Here is an 18865-nt window from a genome sequence, read left to right as displayed (position 1 = left end):
TCAGTCCGCGAGGAGGAGGTCGCGCAGCGGGGCGAGCCCCATCGGACCAAGGGCGAGCGCCTCGCGGTGGAAGTCCGAGAGCGGCGCGTCGGCTCCGCGGCGCGCACGCCAGGCATCCCGCGCCTCCATCCAGAGCTTCGCGCCCACCTTGAAGGCGAGCGCCTGGCCCGGGATGCCCAGGTAGCGGTCGACCTCGAACCTCGCCAGATCGGGCTCGACCATCGCGTAGTCCTCGAGGAAGGTGCGAGCGAGCGCGGGGGTCCACACGGTCTCGGACGTGAGGGGCGTCGGCGGGATCGGCCACCCGGTGTGCATGCCGATGTCGGCCACGATCCGCACGGATCGCCAGATCTGACCGAGCACCATGCCCAGGCGCTCGGCAGGATCGCGGATCAGCCCCAGTTCATCGGAGAGCGCCTCGGCGTAGTGGGCCCATCCCTCGGCGTAGCCGTGGACCTCGCACAGGTAGCGCTGCCACGGGTGCAGATCGGCGTTCGCCCGATTGACGGTGTGCTCGAGGTGGTGCCCCGGAAGCCCCTCGTGGTGCACGCTCGTGACCTCCTGCCACGTCGCGGCCCGCGGCACTCCGCTCGGGATCGTCCAGACGATGCGGCTCGGCACCGACCCGTCGGGCGGTGCCGGCGTGTAGTAGACGACGCCGGAGGACGCCTGCGACACGACGCACTCGACGTCGTCGATCGTCGACGGCAGCGCGAACGCCTCGGCACCCAGCACATCGGCGCTCTCGGCGACGCGCGCTCGCAGCCAGGCGACGATCTCGTCGATGCCTTCCAGACGGTACCGCGGGTCGGCGTCGAGGAGCGCGGCGGCCGATCGCACGGGGTCGTCGCCCGAGCCGCCGAGCTGCCCGGCGAGCTCCCGCGAGAGATCGACGAGGCGCTCGAGTTCGCTCCAGCCGAACGCATAGACCTCGGCGAGGTCGACCGGAGTCCCGAGCATGCTCGCGACCATGGTGTCGTAGACCGCTTCTCCCATCGCGTCCTCGGCGGGTGCGTCGGGCAGCAGATCGTCGCGCAGGAACCGGACGAGATCGGTGAGGGCTGCGGACATGGCCACGGCCGCGGCATCCGCGCGTGCGGCGAGGTCGGGCGAGAGTCCCTCCGAGCGGTCGATCCCGCCGAAGTAGTCGTCGTCGGCCCATCCCTGCGCCTGATCGGCGAGCAGCCCGATCTGTCGTACCGAGGCGACTCCCGTGCCGGAGAACCGTCCCTGCCGTCCCAATTCGCGAGCGCGCACGAGGGAGCGCCTGTACTCGTCCACGGCAGCGGGGGCGGCCTCGAGCCGCTCGAGCACCGCGACGCCGCCCGCGTCGTCGCTGATCACGAGACCCTCCACGCCCTCGACGATGAGATGCATCGGGCTGGCGAGCCCCGCCGCCATCCGCATCGTGAAGCCCGTGTCGAACATCGCACGATCCCCGCTCAGCCGCTCGACGAGCGCCGCGCGCAGCACGGCGTCGGGGGCGTCGGCGGGAAGGGCCGCGAGCTGGTCGAGCACCCTCCCCTGCAGGGCGTAGCGCTCTTCGAGCCATTCGGGCGAGAGGTCTGCGACTGCCCGGTCAGGCTTCTCGCTCCCGAGCGCCAGGGCGGCGAAAGGCTCGCGTGACGCGAGTGCGCGAGTGTAGGCATCGGCGATGCCGCGGACGTCGGTGTTCATTCGTGCTCCTGTCGAGGGGAGGGGATGCCGCGGGCCGCGTCGACGAGTGCGGTTCCGGCGGCGGAGATCAGCTGCGTGTCGACCGCCACGGCGAGCATCGAGAAGCCGCGCTCGGCGAGCGCGCGTGCCGCGTCGAGGCCCCCCGCGAAGGCGCCCGCGCTCGTGCCGGCACGTCGGCAGGCGTCGACGACCGCGTCGAGCGGGTTTCCGGGGGAGTGGTCGGCGAGGAGCCCGGTGACGGTCGTCTCGAGGGCGATCGCCAGATCGAACGGTCCGACGAACACCATGTCGACTCCGGGAACGCTCGCGATGGCATCGACGGCGGCGATCGCGCGAGCGCTCTCGACCATGACGGCGCACGAGACCCGGGCGTTCGCTTCGTCGGGCGGCGTCGTGGGTTCGCCGCGATACGCCGCGAGCGGCCCCCACGAGCGCGCGCCGAGCGGCGGGTAGCGCGTCGCGGCGGCGGCGGCGGCCGCCTCGTCCCCGTCCTGCACCATCGGCACGATCACTCCGGCCGCGCCCCCGTCGAGCGCGCGGCCGATGAGGGCGGCCGAGTTGCTCGCGACGCGGACGTGGACCGGCACGGCCGATGCAGCCGGCAGCGCGGCGATCAGCGCGGCGTCGTCGAAGAGCCCGTGCTGCGCGTCGAGGACGAGCAGATCCGCGCCGATGTGCGACAGGAGGGAGGCCGCGGCGGGAGTGCCGAGCATCGACCAGGCCGCGATCCGGAGGGCCGGATCCCTTGTTTCGCTCACAAGTGAACAGTCTAGCGATCTCTGGGATTGCTTATGGCAGGTCGAGTCGCCTGTTGACCTTACATAGGTGAGGTCGCGACGGATGCCGGTGCCGCGAGCGGGTTGTCGAAGTGGCGCAGCAGCGAGGCCAGGCGGATCATCGCCCGGTCGCGCTCATGCACGTTCTCCTCCCACGTCGCGTGCGGCAGCCGCTGCTCGATGTGCGACGCCACGTTCTCGATCGTCTCCGTCGTCCAGGGGTTGTCCGAGCCGCGCTCGACGCCGATCCGCGCGTACACCGGGCCGATGACCTCGGCGTGCCGGCGCAGGCCCCCGCGCGTGTTCAGCTCGCTCGTCGTGAACGGCCCGATCACCGACCAGCGCAGGCCGAGACCCTCGCGCACGAGGGTGTCGACATCGACCGGCGAGATCACACCGTCGCGGACGAGGCGGTAGGCCTCGCGCAGCACGGCTCCCTGCAGCCGGTTGAACGCGAATCCCTCGATCTCGCGGTGGAGCACGATGGGGGTGATGTCCACGCGGGTCAGCAGCTCGGTCGCCTTCGCGATGGCATCCGGCGAGGTGAAGGGCGCCGGCACGACTTCGGCGACGCGGAGGAAGTACGGCGGATTCGCGGGATGCACGACGAGGCATCGCTCGCGGCCGGGGAGATCCTCCGCGAAGAGAGAAGCGATGATCGTCGAGGTCGAGCTCGCCAGCACGACGCGGCGTTCGGTCAGCCGATCGAGCTGTGCGAAGAGGTCGCGCTTGACCTCGATGTCCTCGATGACGCACTCCTGCACGAAGTCGGCTCCGTCGACCGCCTCTTCGAGGGTCGTGCTGATCGTCACGCGCGTCATGACGCGCACGACGGCCTCCGAGAGCAGACCGGCGTCGGACAGGTCGGTGAGCATCGATGCCACCTCGTCGAGCGCGCAGTCGCGGACGCGGACATCGGTCTCGTGCATCCGCACGCGCACCCCCGCCGAAGCGAAGACGACCGCCCAGGCGATTCCGATGCTGCCTGCGCCGACGACCGCCACGGTCTCCGCCGTGTGCGGAGCGGCGCTCGGTGCGAGCGGAGGGGGTGAGGTCATGACGCGCGTCCGATCCGATGTGTCGTGCTGAGCGGCGATCCGGTGGGTATCACCGGATGTACGAGGCCCCGTTGAGGTCGATGGTCGATCCCGTCAGGCTGGGACACCGATCCGAGGCGAGGAATGCGGCGAGCTCGGCGATCTCCGAGACGGCGACGTGGCGACCCATCGTGAGTCCCTCCGCGACGGCACGCACCTCGTCGGCATCGAGATCGGCGGTGCCCATGCCTCCGTCCACGACGCCCGGGGCGATCGTGTAGACCCGCACTCCCGTGCGTGCGTACGCGCGCGCCAGCGTCTGTGCGAAGCTGCGCAGGGCCGCCTTCGATGCCGCGTAGGCGCCGAGATCCGGGATGCGGCTGCCCTGGAGCGCCGCCCAGCTCGAGATCGCGATGATCGAGCCGGAGCCCCGTTCGGCGAATGCGCGCGCGGCTTCTCGCATGAGCGTCGAGGCTGCGATGACGTTCACCTGCAGGGAGCGCTGCCACCCGTCATCCCATTCGCCGTCGTCACCGGCGAGCGGTGTCGGCGCCATCGCGGCGGCGTTGACGACGACGGTGTCGACCGGCCCCGCGTCGCGCGCGCCGGCCCACAGCGCGCGCGCGCTGTCGCCGCCGCCGAACTCGGCCTGCAGGAGGATGCGGCGCTCGGCCGGGATGTCGGCGAGCGCCGCCACGGCCGCGTCGCGCCGGCTCCGATACGTGCCGACGACGGTGGCGCCCTCACGGCCGAAGACCCTCGCGAGCTCTCCGCCGATCGCGCCGGAGACTCCGGTGATGAGCGCTGTGCGTCCCGAGAGTGCCGTCATGTGGTCTCCTTCAGAGCATTCCGCCGTCGACGGGCAGCAGGTGCCCGGAGATCGCCGCGGAGAGCGGCGACGAGAGGAAGAGGACGGCGTCGGCGACGTCCTGCGCCGTGGCGAGACGGCGGAGGGCAGTGGCTTCGGCCGCTCGTTCCAGCGCGGCGTCGCGCTCGAGCCCGGTCACCGAGACGCGACTGTCGATGCGCGACAGCAGGGCGTCGGTCGCGACGGGGCCGGGTGCGACGGCGTTCGCCCGGATGCCGCGGGGACCGAGCGCGAGCGCGGTGGAGCGCACGACGCCCAGAACGGCGTGCTTGCTCGCGACATAGGAGAGGAGATGGGGGTCGCCCTTCCACGAGTTCAGCGACCCGATCGCGACGATCGTCGAGCCCGCGGGCATGTCGCCGGCGACGGCCTTGATCGCCGTCACGACACCGCGCACGTTGACGGACATCGTGCGGGCGAAGTCGTCGAGATCGATCTCGACGGGGGAGTGCCAGGACGGGACGATGCCGGCGGCCGCGACGAGCCCGTCGAACGGACCGCCGTGCGTCAACGCGCGCACCGCGGCATCCATCGCGGCTTCGTCCGCGACATCGGCGGCGGCGAACGGCCGGGTCGACGGCGCTGTCGGGGGGTGGAGGTCGATGATCGCGACGTCCGCACCGTGGGCTGCGAGGGTGTCGACGATCGCGGCGCCGATCCCGCGCGCACCGCCGGTGACGAGGAAGCGCCGCCCGTCCAGCAGTGGTCGCGCTGTCGCCGCGGGACCGGGCGCCGTCGTCGGATCGTCGTGGGACAAGGGATCACCTCCAGAGTGGATTGTCAGCAAATGTACGGTATGCGAACGGATCATCGCAATACGAACGCATGTGTGCGTATTGCGGACAAGTGTTCGTTGTGCAAACATCTCATGCAACGACCACGGTTGTCCGCGCGTGTCCCGAATCACGCGAACGGCGATGCTGCGAGGACCACGACATGAACGCACCAGACTTCCGATTCGGGACCCTTCTGGGTCTCGACCACATCGGCATCGGCGTCTCCGACATGGACGCGTCCCTGCGCTTCTACGGCGAGCTCGGCTTCGTCGACGTCGCCTTCGACTACACGGGCCCACTGGGCGGGATCGCGGACGTGACGGGCCACGAAGCGACCGAGGCGCGTGTGGTCTATCTGCGCAGCGCGAACCCCACCGTGCTCGGACGCTCCGGCATCAAGCTCGTCCAGATCACGAATCGCCCGCAGCCGCCGCTTCCCGACGGGTTCGCCTACGGAGAGCCGGGCATCTGCGAAGTGTGCATCCACGTGAAGTCCTACGAGGAGTTCCACGCGCGCCTGGTCGCCGCCGGACACACCGTTCTCATGGAGCCCAACGATCAGATCCTCGAGCCCTACGACACGCACTGCGGTCTGTCGTACGTGCAGGATCCCGACGGCGCCAAGATCGAGTTCATCGAGTGGCGTTCGCTCGAATCGGGGTGGCCCTACCCCGATGGCCCGCAGGGTGTGAACCACGTCGCCTTCGGCATCGGCAGCTCCGAGCGCACCGAGGCGTTCTATCGGTCGCTCGGCTTCACCGCGAAGCTCTTCGACATGGCCGGCGTCAACGAGCCGATGAACGAGTGGTTCCTCGACGTGGGGCGTCAGCCTCCCAGTCAGCGCATGATGCTGCTGATGAGCCCGCACGGGGGGTCGCTCGAACCCGTCGAGCAGACCCCCGCAGGCCCCGACATGCGCGGCGAGTGGGGTCACCTCGGCACGTTCGAGTTCTCGATCGGTGCGCGTAATCTGGACCTCGCCATCGCCTACCTCGGCTCGATCGGCGTCGACCTCGTCGGAGATCCGCACGAGATCCTGATGGACGGCGGTCGCAGCTGGCGCTACGCCTACTTCCGCGACCCTGACGGGCTGTACGTGAGCGTCACCGAGGTGCGCGCATGAGCGGGCATGCTCCGGCGACCCGGGGCGCTTCGCCCGCCGCGCGTACGGGTGAGCCGCTCATCGAGCTGCACGGCATCAACAAGACGTACGGCAAGACGCAGGTGCTCTTCGACATCGACCTCACGATCGAGCGCGGGCAGCACGTCGTGCTGTTCGGGCCGTCCGGCTCGGGCAAGTCGACGGTGCTGCGCAGCATCAACCTGCTCTCGGAGCCGGACTCCGGCTCGCTCAAGGTCGACGGCGTGGAGTTCGGGCCGGGGCTTCCCGGAGCGTCCCCCGTCAAGCGCGGAGGCCGTCTCGAGCTGCGCCGTCGAGTGGGGATGGTGTTCCAGCAGTTCAACCTCTTCCCGCACCTGTGCGCCCTCGACAACGTGGCGCTCCCCCTCCGGAAGGTGCAGCGGATGAGCAAGCAGAAGGCGCGCGAGAAGGCGGCGATCACGCTCCGCCGGGTGGGTCTCATCGATCGGGCGGCGAACTACCCGGCCGAACTCAGCGGCGGCCAGCAGCAGCGTGTGGCCATCGCGCGGGCGCTCGCGCTCGATCCCGAGGTCATGCTCTTCGACGAGCCCACGTCCGCACTCGATCCGGAACTGGTGGGCGAGGTGCTCAAGACCATGCGAGAGGTCGCCGAGACCGGCATGACGATGGTCGTCGTCACCCACGAACTCGGCTTCGCCAAGGAGGTCGGCGACCTCAATGTCTTCATGGAGGACGGACGCATCGTCGAGTCCGGGCCCCGGGGGTTCTACGACAACTGCACGAGCGATCGCGCCCGTGAGTTCCTCCGGGCGGTGATGTGATGTCGATCACCGACTACGACTGGAGCCTCATCTGGGACAACCGCGAGGCACTCCTCGCCGGCCTGTGGACGGCCTTCTCCGTCGCGATCGTCGGCCTGGCCGTCTCGCTCGTCTTCGGCCTCTTCCTCGCGGTGCTGCGTTCGGCACCCCGACCTCTCAACTGGATCGCCTCGACGTACATCAACGTCTTCCGAGGCGTCCCCGCGCTCGTGAGCGTCATCTGGGTCTACTTCGGCGTCGCGCTGCTGATCGGTGTGCGGTTCACCGTGTTCCAGGCCGGTGTCATCGCGCTGTCGCTCCTCTACAGCGCATTCTTCGCCGAGATCTTCCGCTCGGCCCTCCAGGCGGTGCCGCCGGGGCACACCGAGGCCGGATGGGCGCTCGGCATGCGCTCGTCGCAGATCTTCTTCTCGGTGACCCTGCCGCAGGCGATCAAGATCGCCCTGCCGAACATCGGCAGCATGTTCATCGGAATGGTCAAGGACACGTCGACCTTCACCGTCATCGGACTGCTCGAGGTCGTCCGCGTCACGCAGAACCTGGTCGCCACGACCTTCCAGCCGTTCGTCCTGTACACCGCGGCCGCGATCATCTACGTGCTCGCCGCCTTCGCGATCGACGGCGTGTTCCGGCTCATCGAGGGCGCCTATGTCCGCCCGCCGTTGGGCATCGTCGGGCGCACCCTGCGTGCGCGTCAGCGCCAGACGATCGAGACGATCGCCGCGCGCATCAAGGCGGTCACCCCGGCGACGGGCACCGTCTACACGCCCAAATGACCGCATCCCCCGCACCTCGAGCCCAGCACCACCTCCGCACATCCCGAAATCACATCGAATGGAGAATGACGTGAACGCACGATTCAGCATGAAGGCACTGCGTGTGCCTCTTGTCGCCGCTGCGGCTGCCGCAGCGCTGCTGCTGTCGGCCTGCAGCGGCGGGGGCGGAGCAGCCCCCGAAGGATCCGACGACGCTGCCGCCGACAGCGGGCTCATGACACCCGGCACGCTGGTGGTGGGCATGAACCTGCAGTACAAGCCGCAGATGTTCCTCGATGGCGACACCCCGAGCGGGTACGACGTCGACCTGCTCAACCGGCTCGCGGACGACATGGGCGTCGAGCTCGACATCCAGAATCTCGACTTCAACGGCCTCATCCCGGGTCTGCAGGCCAAGCAGTTCGACATGGTGTCGGTAGGACTCGGCGCCACGGACGAGCGCAAGGAGGTCATCGACTTCAGCCGCGGCTACGTGCCCTACGCCACGATCCTCGGCGTCGCGCCGGGGTCGGAGCTGGGCTCGACGATCGAGGACTACAACAAGGCCGGGGTCGTGATCACCGCCCTTCAGGGCTCGACCGGCGAACAGCTCGTCCGTGACACGTTCCCGAACGCGACCGTCGCCGGCTTCCCCGACCAGAACGCCGCGCTGCTCGAGGTCGCGAGCGGTCGCGCCGACGCCGTCGTGGTCGAGGACTACATCCTCGCGGAGTACGATCGCTCGAACCCGGGACAGCTCACCGCGCTCGATCTGAGCGAGCCGCTGAGCCTCTACTACGGCGCGTGGGGCGTTCAGAAGGACAACTCCGCACTCGTCGAGAAGCTCGATGCCTTCCTGTGCAAGGCTCAGAACGACGGAACCCTCGAGGAGCTGTACACCAAGTGGATGGCGCCGACGATGCCCGCGATGCCGGACGGCTGCTGATACATGCCCGTCGATGAGCACGTGTACGACGTCCTGATCGTCGGCGGAGGGCCGGCCGGAATGGCCGCGGCGTCGTCTGCGGCCGACGCGGGACTGGATACCGTGCTCATCGACGAGCGTCCGACGCTCGGCGGTCAGGTGTACAAGCAGCCCGGGCCGGGCATGCGCGTGACCGATGCCAAGGCGATGGGCGCGCAGTACCTGGCGGGCCGCGTCCTGATCGATGCGGTCGAGGCGAGCGCGGCGACCGTGCGGCTCCGATCCAGCGTCCTCGACCTCGAGCCGGACGAGGACGGCTGGGTCGCGATGGTGCAGACCGATGGCGATCCCGTCACCTCCATCCGCACGCGTCGTGTCATCGTCGCGGCGGGGGCCCACGATCGGCCCGTGGTCTTCCCCGGCTGGACGCTTCCGGGCGTCATCACCGCCGGCGGCCTGCAGACACTCGCCAAGACCCAGGCGTTCATCCCCGGTGAGCGCATCGTGTTCGCCGGCTCCGGGCCGGTCGCTCTGGCGTTCCCGGCACAGCTGGCGGGATACGGTGCGAACATCGTGACGGCTCTCGAGGCGGGCCCGGCACCGTCACCCCGCGACCTCGTGAAGATCGCCGCATCCGCCCCCGGCAACGTGGGACTCCTCATGGACGCCGCCGGATATCAGGCCGCGCTCATCGCACGCCGCATCCCCCTCCGCTATCGACGCATCGTCGTGCGCGCGGAGGGCGACGGGCGCGTCGAGCGCGTGGTGCATGCGCGCGTCGACGCGCAGTGGCGCGTCATCCCCGGCACCGAGGAGATCGTCGCCGCGGACGTCCTGTGCGTGGGGTACGGCTTCACACCCACCGCCGAACTGCTCCGGCTCGTCGGGTGCGCGTTCGACAACGACGAAGACCTCGGCGGCCCGGTCGTGCGCAAGGACGGATGGGGCCGCACGGATGCTCCCGGCATCTACGCCGCCGGCGACGGCGCGGGCGTCGAGGGGTCGGCCGTCGCGGCGGACGAAGGACGCATCGCGGCGCTCGCCGCCGCGTGCGACGCGGGACTCCTGACCGAGCGGGCGGCGACCGACGAGGCGCGCCCGCTGCTGCGCCGTGTCGCCCGTCGCCGCGCCCTCACGCGAGCGACGGGCCGCATGTACGGGGTCGGCGAAGGCGTGTTCGGACTCGCCGAAGCCGGGACGATCGTCTGCCGGTGCGAGGGCGTACGCGAAGACGAGGTCCGCGCGGCCGTCGAGACCGCTCCGGAGGTCAGTGCGGTGAAAGCGCTCACGCGCGCCGGCATGGGCCCGTGCCAAGGACGCATGTGCGGTCGGCACATCGCCGCGATGATCGCAGAACAGCGGGGCGTGTCGATCGCCGAGGTGGCTCCCGCGACCCCCCGCATGCCGTTGCGGCCTGTGCCGATCGGCGCCGTCGCCGACGCGGAGGTGATCGATCCCGGCCTCTTCGCCGTGAAGGACGACGCGCCCGTCGAACCCGAGCGCACGGACGTCGTGCCGGCGGAGGTGATCGCCCGCGCCGGCGGCACGGTCACCGACACCGACGTGCTCGTGATGGGGGGCGGCATCGCCGGCGCCGCCGTGGCGTACTACCTCGCCAAGCAGGGTGTCGAGGTCGAGCTCGTCGAGCGCGGCGAGCTCAATCGCGAGGCCTCGGGCACGAACGCCGGCAGCTTCCACTTCCAGCTCGCGATCCATCAGCTGTCAGGCCGCGGGACGGATGCCGATCGGTCACGGCTCCTGAGCGACGCGCGGGCGAGCGTCGAGGCCTACGGACTCTGGAAGACGCTCGGCGACGAGCTCGGGGCGGACATCGGACTGCACCAGACCGGCGGATGGATGGTGGCCGAGACGCCCGAGCAGCTGGCGCTGCTGCACGAGAAGCATGTGCTCGAGCGCGAAGCCGGGATCGAGACCGAGGTGCTGACGGGTTCCGCCCTGCGAGATCGCGCCCCGTACTTCGCGGACCGCGTCATCGGGGCCACCTACTGCGGCCTCGAGGGCCACGCGAACCCGCTCATCGTCGCGCCGCTGTACGCGCGGCGGGCCGTCGAGCACGGTGCGCGCATGCGGACCGGGGTCGAGGTCTTCTCCATCGACGTGGATGACGCGTCGGCGGCGCATCGCTTCACGGTGCGCACCAGTGCGGGGACGATCCGGGCGCACCGGATCGTGAACTGCGCGGGGGGCTGGGCGGGCGAGCTCGGAGCGATGGTGGGGCTGCGATTCCCGATCAGGCGCGAGGGCCTGCACGTCAACGTCACCGAGGCCAGGAGCGAGCTTCTGCCCTCGATGGTGCAGCACATCGGGCGTCGGCTCACTCTGAAGCAGACGCATCACGGCTCCTTCATCATCGGAGGGGGCTGGCCGACGCCGTTCTCGGGCTACCCGCGCCGCTATCCCACGACCTGGAACAGCGCGGCGGGCAATCTCCGTGTCGCGCTCGACATCGTCCCTCAGCTCGAGGACGTGCGCGTCGTCCGCACGTGGTCGGGCGTCATCGCCTTCACCGACGACTACTCGCCCATCGTGGGGGAGTCCGTCCGGGTGCCCGGCTATTTCTCCTGCGTCGCGTCGACCGGGTTCACCTTCTCCCCGATCTACGCTCGCCAGATCGCCGACATGATCGTCGATCCCGCCGGAGCGCCCCCCTTCGACGAGCGCTTCGCGATCGACCGCACCGTCGATCGCACGCGCGCCTGAATCTCGACAACCCGATGACGAACAGGAGCACTGACTGATGGACCGCAACGACGTCGACTGGGCCGGGTACTTCCCGGCGGTCGTCACACCGTTCACCGAGACCGGCGAGCTCGACACCGACACCCTCCACGCTCTGATCGAGCAGTATGCCGATCGCGGTATGCACGGTGTCGTCGTGAACGGCACCTGCGGCGAGTGGTTCTCGCAGAGCGTCGACGAGCGTGCTGCGGTGGCCGAGACGGCGGTCGCGGCGGCAGCGGGTCGGATGCGGGTGCTCGTGGGCTGCACATCGAACACCGCGCGGAACGTCGAAGCGCTCGCCGCTCACGCCCTCGGGGCGGGAGCCGATGGCGTGCTCGCCTCTCCGCCGCCCTACATCAAGCTCTTCCCGAACGAGGTGGTGGCCTGGTACGAGGACATCGGCGCTCGGGTCACCGGCCCGCTGGTGGTCTACAACTGGCCGCACGGCACCGGCATCGACATCGACAGCGACCTCGCCGACCGCCTCGCCGACATCGACGCGATCGTCGCGATCAAGGACAGCACCCCGGATGCCGACCAGTTCTTCGAGACGTCACGGCGTGTACGCGACCGCGTGCGGGTCTTCGGGCCCTATATGTCGGCGCGGGGCGTGGAGGTGCTCCGCACCGAAGGCGGAGACGGCACGATCGGCGGCGGCTCGCTCGCGGGACGCCCCGATCCCGCGTTCTGGGAGAACTACTGGGCCGGCGAGTTCGCGCCCATGGAGGAGTACGCCGAGCAGGTCGATCGGCTCTTCCCGAAGCTGTGGCTGCCGGGAGGATGGGCCGGCCACTACGGCTCGTACCAGGCTCAGCTGAAAGCCCTCATGCACATGCTCGGCCAGCCGGCGGGCGAGGTGCGTCGCCCGCGGCTCCCCATCACGGACGCCGCAGACCTGGCGGTCATGCGCGCCGTGCTCGTCGAGGAGGGTCTGCTGCCGCAGGAGAGCGGGACGGCATGAGTGCGGGCAGGGTGCCCGGACACGGTCTCGAGCGCGGCCGTCGCGTCGAGATCGTGATCGACGGCCGGCCCGCCGAGGCGTACGAGGGAGAGAGCGTCGCGGCGGCTGTCATGGCCGACCGCAGCCTCGCCCTGCGCAGGACGGAGCAGGGCGATCCCCGCGGGTACTTCTGCGGCATGGGCGTGTGCTTCGACTGCGTCATGGTCGTCGACGGCGTGCCGCAGACCCGCACGTGCGTCACCTGGGTTCGAGACGGCATGACTGTCGAGCACCAGCGAGGGGCCGGGTCGGTCGCGGCCGCAGCCGATACCCCGCGCGCGCACTGACCCGGCACGCGGATCGGTGCGCGCGCCGGGACTCGCACGTCCTGCGGGTCAGGGGATGCTCTCGATGTACTTGGCCCGGTTGTACTGCCACGCCCACTCCAGCTCGCCCTGCAGGGCGGCCGCCGCGCGCAGCGCGAAGGTGGGCTCGCGCAGGAACTGACGCGCGACGTACACGACGTCCGCATCGCCCGAGCCGAGCACCGCTTCGGCCTGCTCGGGGGTCGTGATGAGGCCCGCGACGCCGACGGGCACGTCGATCGCGGCGCGTACGCCGCGCGACAGCGGCTGCTGGTATCCCGGGCCTGCGGGGATCTGCTGGTCGGGGCTGTTCCCGCCGGAGGACACGCTCACGAGGTCGATGCCCTCGATGCCCTGCAGCGTCGCGATCGTGTCGGCGAGCGTCACCCCGCCCGGAACCCATTCGGTCGCCGAGATGCGCAGCACGAGCGGCATGTCGGCGGGGATGCGCGCGCGGACGGCGGCGATCACCTCGTGCAGCAGACGGTCCCGGCTCGCGGCGTCGCCGCCGTACTCGTCGGTGCGGTGGTTCGAGGTGGGCGAGAGGAACTGGCCCAGCAGGTAGCCGTGCGCGGCGTGGATCTCGACGAGGTCGAAGCCCGCCTCGACGGCCCTCGCCGCGGCATCCCCGTAGTCCTCGACGACCTTCGCGATGCCGGCGGCATCGAGCGCGACGGGCGTCGTGAACGGACCGTAGGCGACGTCGGATGGGCCGACCGTGATCCAGCCGCCCTCTTCGGCGGGCACCGAGCCGCGGCCGCGGGTCGGCGGATACGTCGCCGCCTTGCGCCCGGCGTGCGAGAGCTGGATGCCGATGAGGCTGTCCATCCCGTGCACGAAATCGACCACCCGCCGCCATCCCGCCGTGTGATCGTCGTTCCAGATGCCGACGTCGTCGGGGCTGATGCGCCCCTCGGGCGAGACGGCCGTCGCCTCGGTCATGATGAGGCCTGCGCGCCCGATGGCGAAGGACCCGAGGTGCACGAGATGCCAGTCGCTCGGCATGCCGTCGACCGACGAGTACTGGCACATGGGCGCGACCCAGAGTCGGTGGGGGATCGTCAGCCCGTTGAGTGTGATCGGCTCGAACAGGCGGGGTGAGAGGCGGGGCACTCGGTGTTCCTTCGGTCGTGCGGGTGGTGGTCAGGTCTGACGACGGCTCAGGAGCGAGAGGTCGGCGCTGATCATCGCGGTGGCTTCGAGCAGCTGCGGCAGATACTCCTCGCGCAGCTGCTCGGCCGAGACGCGGGACGTCGAGACCGAGATGTTGACGGCGCTGACATAGCGGCCGTCCGCGCCCACGACGGGCGCCGCGACGGATCGGGCGCCGAGGTCGACCTCCTGGTTGTTGAGCGACCAGCCCTGCTCGCGCACCTCGGCGATGCGCTCGCGCAGCTCATGCTCGTCGGTGACCGTGGCGGGCGAGAGCTTCTCGCGCGGGTAGCTGCGGAAGTACGCGTCGAGCCGCGGTTCGTCGAACTCCGACAGCAGCACGCGTCCGGTCGACGTGCAGAACGCGGGGAGGCGACGGCCGATGCCGAGCCGGATCGGCATGATCGTCTCCGCGGCGGCGCGCGCGACGTAGACGACGTCGCCGTCGTCGTACTCGCACGCCGAGACGGACTCGCCGATCCTCGCCGAGAGTCGACGCAGGTGATCCTGCGTGATGTCGATGCTCGACGACGACGACAGGAAGGCGTACCCGAGGTCGAGCACACGCGGACGCAGATAGAACCGGCTCTGGCGACTGCCGACGTAGCCGAGCGTCTCGAGCGTCAGGAGGGCCCGGCGCACGGATGCCCGGCTGAGCGACGTGATCTTCGCGACGTCGGCGAGGGACAGCAGGTCGCGCTCGTTCGAGAACGCGCGGATGACGGCCAGCCCGCGGTCGAGGGATTGGATGAACTCGCCCGACTTGCGGTCGCTCTCGATGTCGATCATCGCCGATCGTCTCCTCTTCAGGCCGCGCTGGCCGTCACAGGATCCCTTCGATGCAGATGTACTTCAGCTCGGTGTACTCCTCGATGCCGTGGAGCGAGCCCTCGCGGCCGATGCCAGATTGCTTCACGCCGCCGAACGGCGCGCCCTCGTACGAGATGAGCCCCGTGTTCACGCCGACGACGCCCACCTCGAGGGCCTCCGCGACGCGGGTGATGCGACCGATGTCGCGGCTGAAGAAGTACCCCGCAAGACCGAACTCCGTGTCGTTGGCGAGTGCGATCGCCTCTTCCTCCGTCGAGAACGTGAAGACGGGGGCGAGGGGGCCGAAGGTCTCCTCGGACGCGACCAGCATGTCCGCCGTCGCGCCGACGAGCAGGGTGGGTTCGAAGAAGGTGCCGCCGAGCTCGCTGACGCCGCCGCCGTTGAGCACGCGAGCGCCCTTGCTCGTCGCATCCGCGATGTGCGACTGCACCTTCTCGACGGCGGCCTGCGAGATGAGCGGCCCCTGCGTCGTCTGCGGGTCGCGCCCGTCGCCGACGCGGAGCTTCGCGACCTCGCGGGAGAGCGCGGCGACGAATTCGTCGTGGATGCCCTCCTGCACGATGATGCGGTTCGCGCAGACGCAGGTCTGCCCGGCGTTGCGGAACTTCGAGTCCATCGCGCCCTTGACGGCGTTGTCGATGTCGGCGTCGTCGAACACGATCAGAGGAGCGTTGCCGCCGAGTTCGAGCGCCAGGCGCTTGATCGTGCCGGCCGACTGCGCCATGAGCGTGCGGCCGACTTCCGTCGATCCCGTGAAGCTGATCGTGCGCACGAGCTCGTGGCTGGTGAGGACGCCGCCGATGACCGAGCCAGAGCCGTTCACCACGCTGAGCACGCCCGCAGGGATGCCGGCCTCTTCGGCGAGGGCGACGAGGGCGAAGGCGGTGAGCGGGGTCTCGCTGGCAGGCTTGATGATCATCGTGCAGCCCGCTGCGAGTGCGGGCGCGGCCTTGCGGAGGATCATCGCGGCCGGGAAGTTCCACGGGGTGATGGCCGCCGTGACGCCGACCGCGCTGCGCGTGGTGTGCATACGCCGGTTGGGATTGTTCGTGGGGATGACCTCGCCGTACAGGCGCTTCGCCTCCTCGGCGAACCACTCGATGAAGCCGGCGCCGTAGAGCACCTCCGCCTTGGCCTCGGCGAGCGGCTTCCCCTGCTCGGCCGTGAGGATCTCGGCGATGTCGTCGACGCGCTCCACGACGAGGTCGTACCAGCGGCGCAGGATGCGCGACCGCTGCGGCGCGGTCACCTTCGACCAGGACCGGAAGGCGTCCGAGGCGGCCTCGATCGCCGCGACGACGTCATCGGCGGTGGCGACGGCGACCCGGGCGATCTCGTCGCCGGTCGCGGGGTCGGTGACGGGCTTGCTCTCGCCCGTCGACCCGTCCCGCCACTGTCCGCCGAAATAGAGCTGCGTGCGCACGAGATCACTCTCGAGGAGCTCGGAACGGGTGATCGTCATGGGTCGCCCTCAACTTTCTGACTAGGAACGAAGAATGGGGTTTGAACGTTGTCCAGCATACGGGGTAATGTGCGAAGTGCGACCATAAGTGCGTAATGCGAACGAACGAAGGTATACGACATGAATGTCGAGGAGCTCGATCGGAACTTCCTGTTCCACCCGATGACCAACCTTGCGGCCCACGCTGAGAGCGGGCCCCACATGACCATCGTCTCGGGGAAGGGTGCGACGGTCACCGATCGCGCGGGTCGTGAGTATCTCGACGCGATGGCAGGGCTGTGGTGCGTGAACGTCGGCTACTCGCACCCCGAGATGGCCGACGCTCTGCGCGAGCAGGCGCTGACGCTGCCCTACTTCCACGCGTTCTCGTCGATGGGCACCGATCTTCCCGCGCGACTGTCGGAGCGCCTCATCGCGATGGCGCCCGTCCCCATGAGCAAGGTGTTCTTCGGCAACTCGGGCTCCGACGCCAACGACACCCAGGCCAAGCTCGTCTGGTACTACAACAACGTGCTGGGCCGACCGCAGAAGAAGAAGATCATCTCCCGTCGGCGCGGCTATCACGGCGTCACGGTGCTCTCGGGCGGGCTCACCGGCCTGAAGAACCTCCACGACGGATTCGATCTGCCTCTGCCGATGATCCGTCATGTGCGACCGCCCCATCGGCTCTGGGAGCGCGAACCCGGTCAGACCGATGACGAGTTCGCCACCGCCCTCGCGCTCGAACTCGACCGCTTCATCGTCAACGAGGGCCCCGACACCGTCGCGGCGATGATCGCCGAGCCCGTCATGGCGGCGGGCGGCGTGATCGTGCCGCCCGACACCTACTTCCCCAAGATCCAGGAGGTGCTCGACAAGTACGACGTCCTCCTCATCGCGGACGAGGTCGTCAACGGCTTCGGGCGCCTCGGCGTGCCGTTCGGAAGCGACTCGGTCAACATGCGGCCCGACCTCATGACCGTCGCGAAGGGCATCACGTCGGCGTACGTGCCGCTGTCCGCCGTGCTCGTCAGCGGGAAGGTCTGGGAGGTCCTGATCGAGGGTTCCGCCAAGTACGGGAGCTTCGGTCACGGCTACACCTACTCGGCGCACCCCCTCGCGGCGGCGGCGGCGATGAAGAACCTCGACATCATCGAGCGCGACGGACTCGTCGCCCAGGTCGCAGAGAACGGCGCGCTGCTGCACCGCATGCTCCACGAGGCCTTCGCCGATCACCCGAACGTCGCCGAGATCCGCGGTCGCGGACTGATGGCCGCGGTCGAGTTCGTCGACTCGCGCGAACCCCTGCGGGCCTTCGCGCCGCAGGGTGCGTTCGCCGCCGCCGTGACGCGCGGCGCGCTCGCCGAGGGAGTCATCACGCGGGCTCTGCCCGCCGCCGACACCGTGTCCTTCTCGCCGCCCTTCGTCACCACACCCGACGAGCTTTCGCGCATGGTGGCCGGTGTGCGGGCGGGCCTCGATCGCGCCGTCGCCGAGATGCGCGACGCGTAGGAGCCGTGATGGTGCGTGCGGGCGTGCTGCTGAACCCGATCGCGGGTTTCGGCGGCGCGCTCGCGCTGCACGGAACCGATGGGCTTCCGGTCGATCGGTTCGATGACGCCGTGCGGGCCGGGCGTGCCGCAGCCCGGCTCGTCCGGGCGCTCGATCGGCCGGGATCACCGGGGGGCGATCTCGAGCTGGTCGCCGCGCCCGGCGTGCTGGGCTCCGACGCGCTGACCGCCGCCGGCATCCCGCACACCTGCCTGAGCACCACCGGCCACCCTGTTCGCACGACGCGGGCCGACACCATCGCCGCCGCCCGCCGCCTCATCGCGTCGGGCATCGACCTGCTCGTCTTCGCGGGGGGCGACGGCACCGCCACGGACGTGGCGGAGGCGATCGGCGAGAGCCTCCCGGTCATCGGGGTGCCTGCCGGCGTCAAGATGCACTCCGAGGTCTTCTCGCGCTCGCCCGAGGCCGCCGGACGACTGCTCGACGCGGTGATCAGCGGTCTGGCCACGTTCGAATCCGCCGAAGTGCTCGACGTGGGGGCGTCCGATGAGACGGGCGTCGTCGGGATGCTGCGGGCCCCGCGGTCGCACGAGCCCCTGCAGGGGGCGAAGACCGTCGCCCCGCCGGCGGCATCTGCCGTCGTAGGCCGGGCGATCGCCGAGAGCCTCGTTCCCGCCGCGCCGCCGCGCACCACCTGGATCGTCGGACCGGGCGCGACGACGGGAGCGGTCGCCGCCGCACTCGGGATGGCCGCGACCCTGCGCGGGGTCGACGTCCTGCACCCCGATGGGACGGCCGAGCCCGATGTGACCGAGGAGCGCCTGTTCGCCATCGTGCGCGCCGCCGAGCAGCCGCTGCTCGTGCTCGGGGTCGTCGGTGGACAGGGGTTCCTCCTGGGCCGCGGCAATCAGCAGCTCAGCGCGCGGGTGATCTCGTCGATCGGCACCGATCGCATCCACATCCTCGCGACGGAGCAGAAGGTGAGCGGTCTGTTCCCGCCCGTCCTCCTCGTCGACGCCGAGCCGGATCCCGACCGCGCACCGCACCCGCTGCTCGGATATCGCCGGGTGCGCACCGGCCCCCGACAGAGCACCGTACTCCGGGTGATCGACGCCGCCGCGTGACGCCCGCCACCTTCATGATCC

The 18865-nt window shown here is 70.0% G+C and carries 17 protein-coding genes; 9 read left to right on the top strand and 8 right to left on the bottom strand.

Going from position 1 to position 18865, the window contains the following annotated elements; all coding sequences use genetic code 11:
• Genes ACTIFV_RS14335 through ACTIFV_RS14315 form a run of 5 tightly spaced genes read right to left on the bottom strand, consistent with a single transcriptional unit; the run spans window position 1 to window position 5115 of the window.
• Window positions 1–1677, bottom strand: a complete 1677-nt coding sequence (locus ACTIFV_RS14335) for a DUF885 domain-containing protein (protein ID WP_439593469.1) — start codon at window positions 1675–1677, stop codon at window positions 1–3.
• Window positions 1674–2435: an HpcH/HpaI aldolase family protein gene (locus tag ACTIFV_RS14330; protein ID WP_439593468.1), complete on the bottom strand. Its 762-nt coding sequence runs from the start codon at window positions 2433–2435 to the stop codon at window positions 1674–1676. Before ACTIFV_RS14330 ends, ACTIFV_RS14335 begins: the two co-directional genes overlap by 4 nt.
• A gap of 59 nt (window positions 2436–2494) precedes the next feature.
• Window positions 2495–3511 carry a 3-hydroxyacyl-CoA dehydrogenase gene (locus ACTIFV_RS14325; RefSeq protein ID WP_439593467.1) on the bottom strand — a complete coding sequence of 339 codons (1017 nt, stop codon included), beginning with the start codon at window positions 3509–3511 and terminating at the stop codon, window positions 2495–2497.
• 49 nt (window positions 3512–3560) lie between these two features.
• Window positions 3561–4319: an SDR family NAD(P)-dependent oxidoreductase gene (locus ACTIFV_RS14320; RefSeq protein WP_439593466.1), complete on the bottom strand. Its 759-nt coding sequence runs from the start codon at window positions 4317–4319 to the stop codon at window positions 3561–3563.
• Window positions 4320–4329: 10 nt separating this feature from the next.
• Entirely contained in the window at window positions 4330–5115 is a 786-nt protein-coding gene (locus tag ACTIFV_RS14315; protein ID WP_439593465.1) for an SDR family NAD(P)-dependent oxidoreductase, read from the bottom strand.
• A gap of 179 nt (window positions 5116–5294) precedes the next feature.
• Here ACTIFV_RS14315 and ACTIFV_RS14310 point away from each other — a divergent pair, with 179 nt between their 5' ends.
• From ACTIFV_RS14310 to ACTIFV_RS14280, 7 genes are all read left to right on the top strand, one after another.
• Window positions 5295–6257: a VOC family protein gene (locus ACTIFV_RS14310; RefSeq protein ID WP_439593464.1), complete on the top strand. Its 963-nt coding sequence runs from the start codon at window positions 5295–5297 to the stop codon at window positions 6255–6257.
• Window positions 6254–7057, top strand: coding sequence for an amino acid ABC transporter ATP-binding protein (locus tag ACTIFV_RS14305; protein ID WP_439593463.1), 804 nt, complete (start codon window positions 6254–6256; stop codon window positions 7055–7057). Before ACTIFV_RS14310 ends, ACTIFV_RS14305 begins: the two co-directional genes overlap by 4 nt.
• Entirely contained in the window at window positions 7057–7833 is a 777-nt protein-coding gene (locus ACTIFV_RS14300; RefSeq protein WP_439593462.1) for an amino acid ABC transporter permease, read from the top strand. Before ACTIFV_RS14305 ends, ACTIFV_RS14300 begins: the two co-directional genes overlap by 1 nt.
• Window positions 7834–7921: 88 nt before the next feature.
• Window positions 7922–8758 (top strand): transporter substrate-binding domain-containing protein, encoded by an 837-nt coding sequence (locus ACTIFV_RS14295; protein ID WP_439593461.1) that lies wholly within the window; start codon window positions 7922–7924, stop codon window positions 8756–8758.
• Between the two features lie 3 nt (window positions 8759–8761).
• The gene (locus tag ACTIFV_RS14290) at window positions 8762–11458 is read left to right on the top strand and encodes an FAD-dependent oxidoreductase (RefSeq protein WP_439593460.1); all 2697 of its coding nucleotides are present in this window, start codon (window positions 8762–8764) and stop codon (window positions 11456–11458) included.
• A 37-nt stretch (window positions 11459–11495) separates the two neighbouring features.
• Window positions 11496–12440, top strand: coding sequence for a dihydrodipicolinate synthase family protein (locus tag ACTIFV_RS14285; protein WP_439593459.1), 945 nt, complete (start codon window positions 11496–11498; stop codon window positions 12438–12440).
• The gene (locus ACTIFV_RS14280) at window positions 12437–12766 is read left to right on the top strand and encodes a (2Fe-2S)-binding protein (protein ID WP_439593458.1); all 330 of its coding nucleotides are present in this window, start codon (window positions 12437–12439) and stop codon (window positions 12764–12766) included. Before ACTIFV_RS14285 ends, ACTIFV_RS14280 begins: the two co-directional genes overlap by 4 nt.
• Window positions 12767–12814: 48 nt before the next feature.
• On the opposite strand, the gene ACTIFV_RS14275 is transcribed toward ACTIFV_RS14280, so the two are convergent.
• The 3 genes from ACTIFV_RS14275 to ACTIFV_RS14265 are packed head-to-tail and all read right to left on the bottom strand — an operon-like array spanning window position 12815 to window position 16229.
• A complete protein-coding gene (locus ACTIFV_RS14275; protein ID WP_439593457.1) occupies window positions 12815–13897 on the bottom strand; it encodes an NADH:flavin oxidoreductase/NADH oxidase in 1083 nt (360 codons plus the stop codon).
• 30 nt (window positions 13898–13927) lie between these two features.
• A complete protein-coding gene (locus ACTIFV_RS14270; RefSeq protein ID WP_439593456.1) occupies window positions 13928–14725 on the bottom strand; it encodes an IclR family transcriptional regulator domain-containing protein in 798 nt (265 codons plus the stop codon).
• Between the two features lie 34 nt (window positions 14726–14759).
• Complete coding sequence (locus ACTIFV_RS14265; RefSeq protein ID WP_439593455.1) at window positions 14760–16229, bottom strand: NAD-dependent succinate-semialdehyde dehydrogenase; 1470 nt, start codon at window positions 16227–16229, stop codon at window positions 14760–14762.
• 120 nt (window positions 16230–16349) lie between these two features.
• Here ACTIFV_RS14265 and ACTIFV_RS14260 point away from each other — a divergent pair, with 120 nt between their 5' ends.
• Both ACTIFV_RS14260 and ACTIFV_RS14255 read left to right on the top strand, forming a co-directional pair.
• On the top strand, window positions 16350–17720 hold the full coding sequence (locus ACTIFV_RS14260; RefSeq protein ID WP_439593454.1) for an aminotransferase: 1371 nt from the start codon (window positions 16350–16352) through the stop codon (window positions 17718–17720).
• 8 nt (window positions 17721–17728) lie between these two features.
• Window positions 17729–18844 carry an ATP-NAD kinase family protein gene (locus ACTIFV_RS14255; protein WP_439593453.1) on the top strand — a complete coding sequence of 372 codons (1116 nt, stop codon included), beginning with the start codon at window positions 17729–17731 and terminating at the stop codon, window positions 18842–18844.
• Window positions 18845–18865: the final 21 nt, after the last annotated feature.

It is taken from the genome of Microbacterium sp., assembly GCF_051860965.1.
Lineage (GTDB): Bacteria > Actinomycetota > Actinomycetes > Actinomycetales > Microbacteriaceae > Microbacterium.
This window is presented reverse-complemented; position numbering and strand designations above follow the sequence as displayed.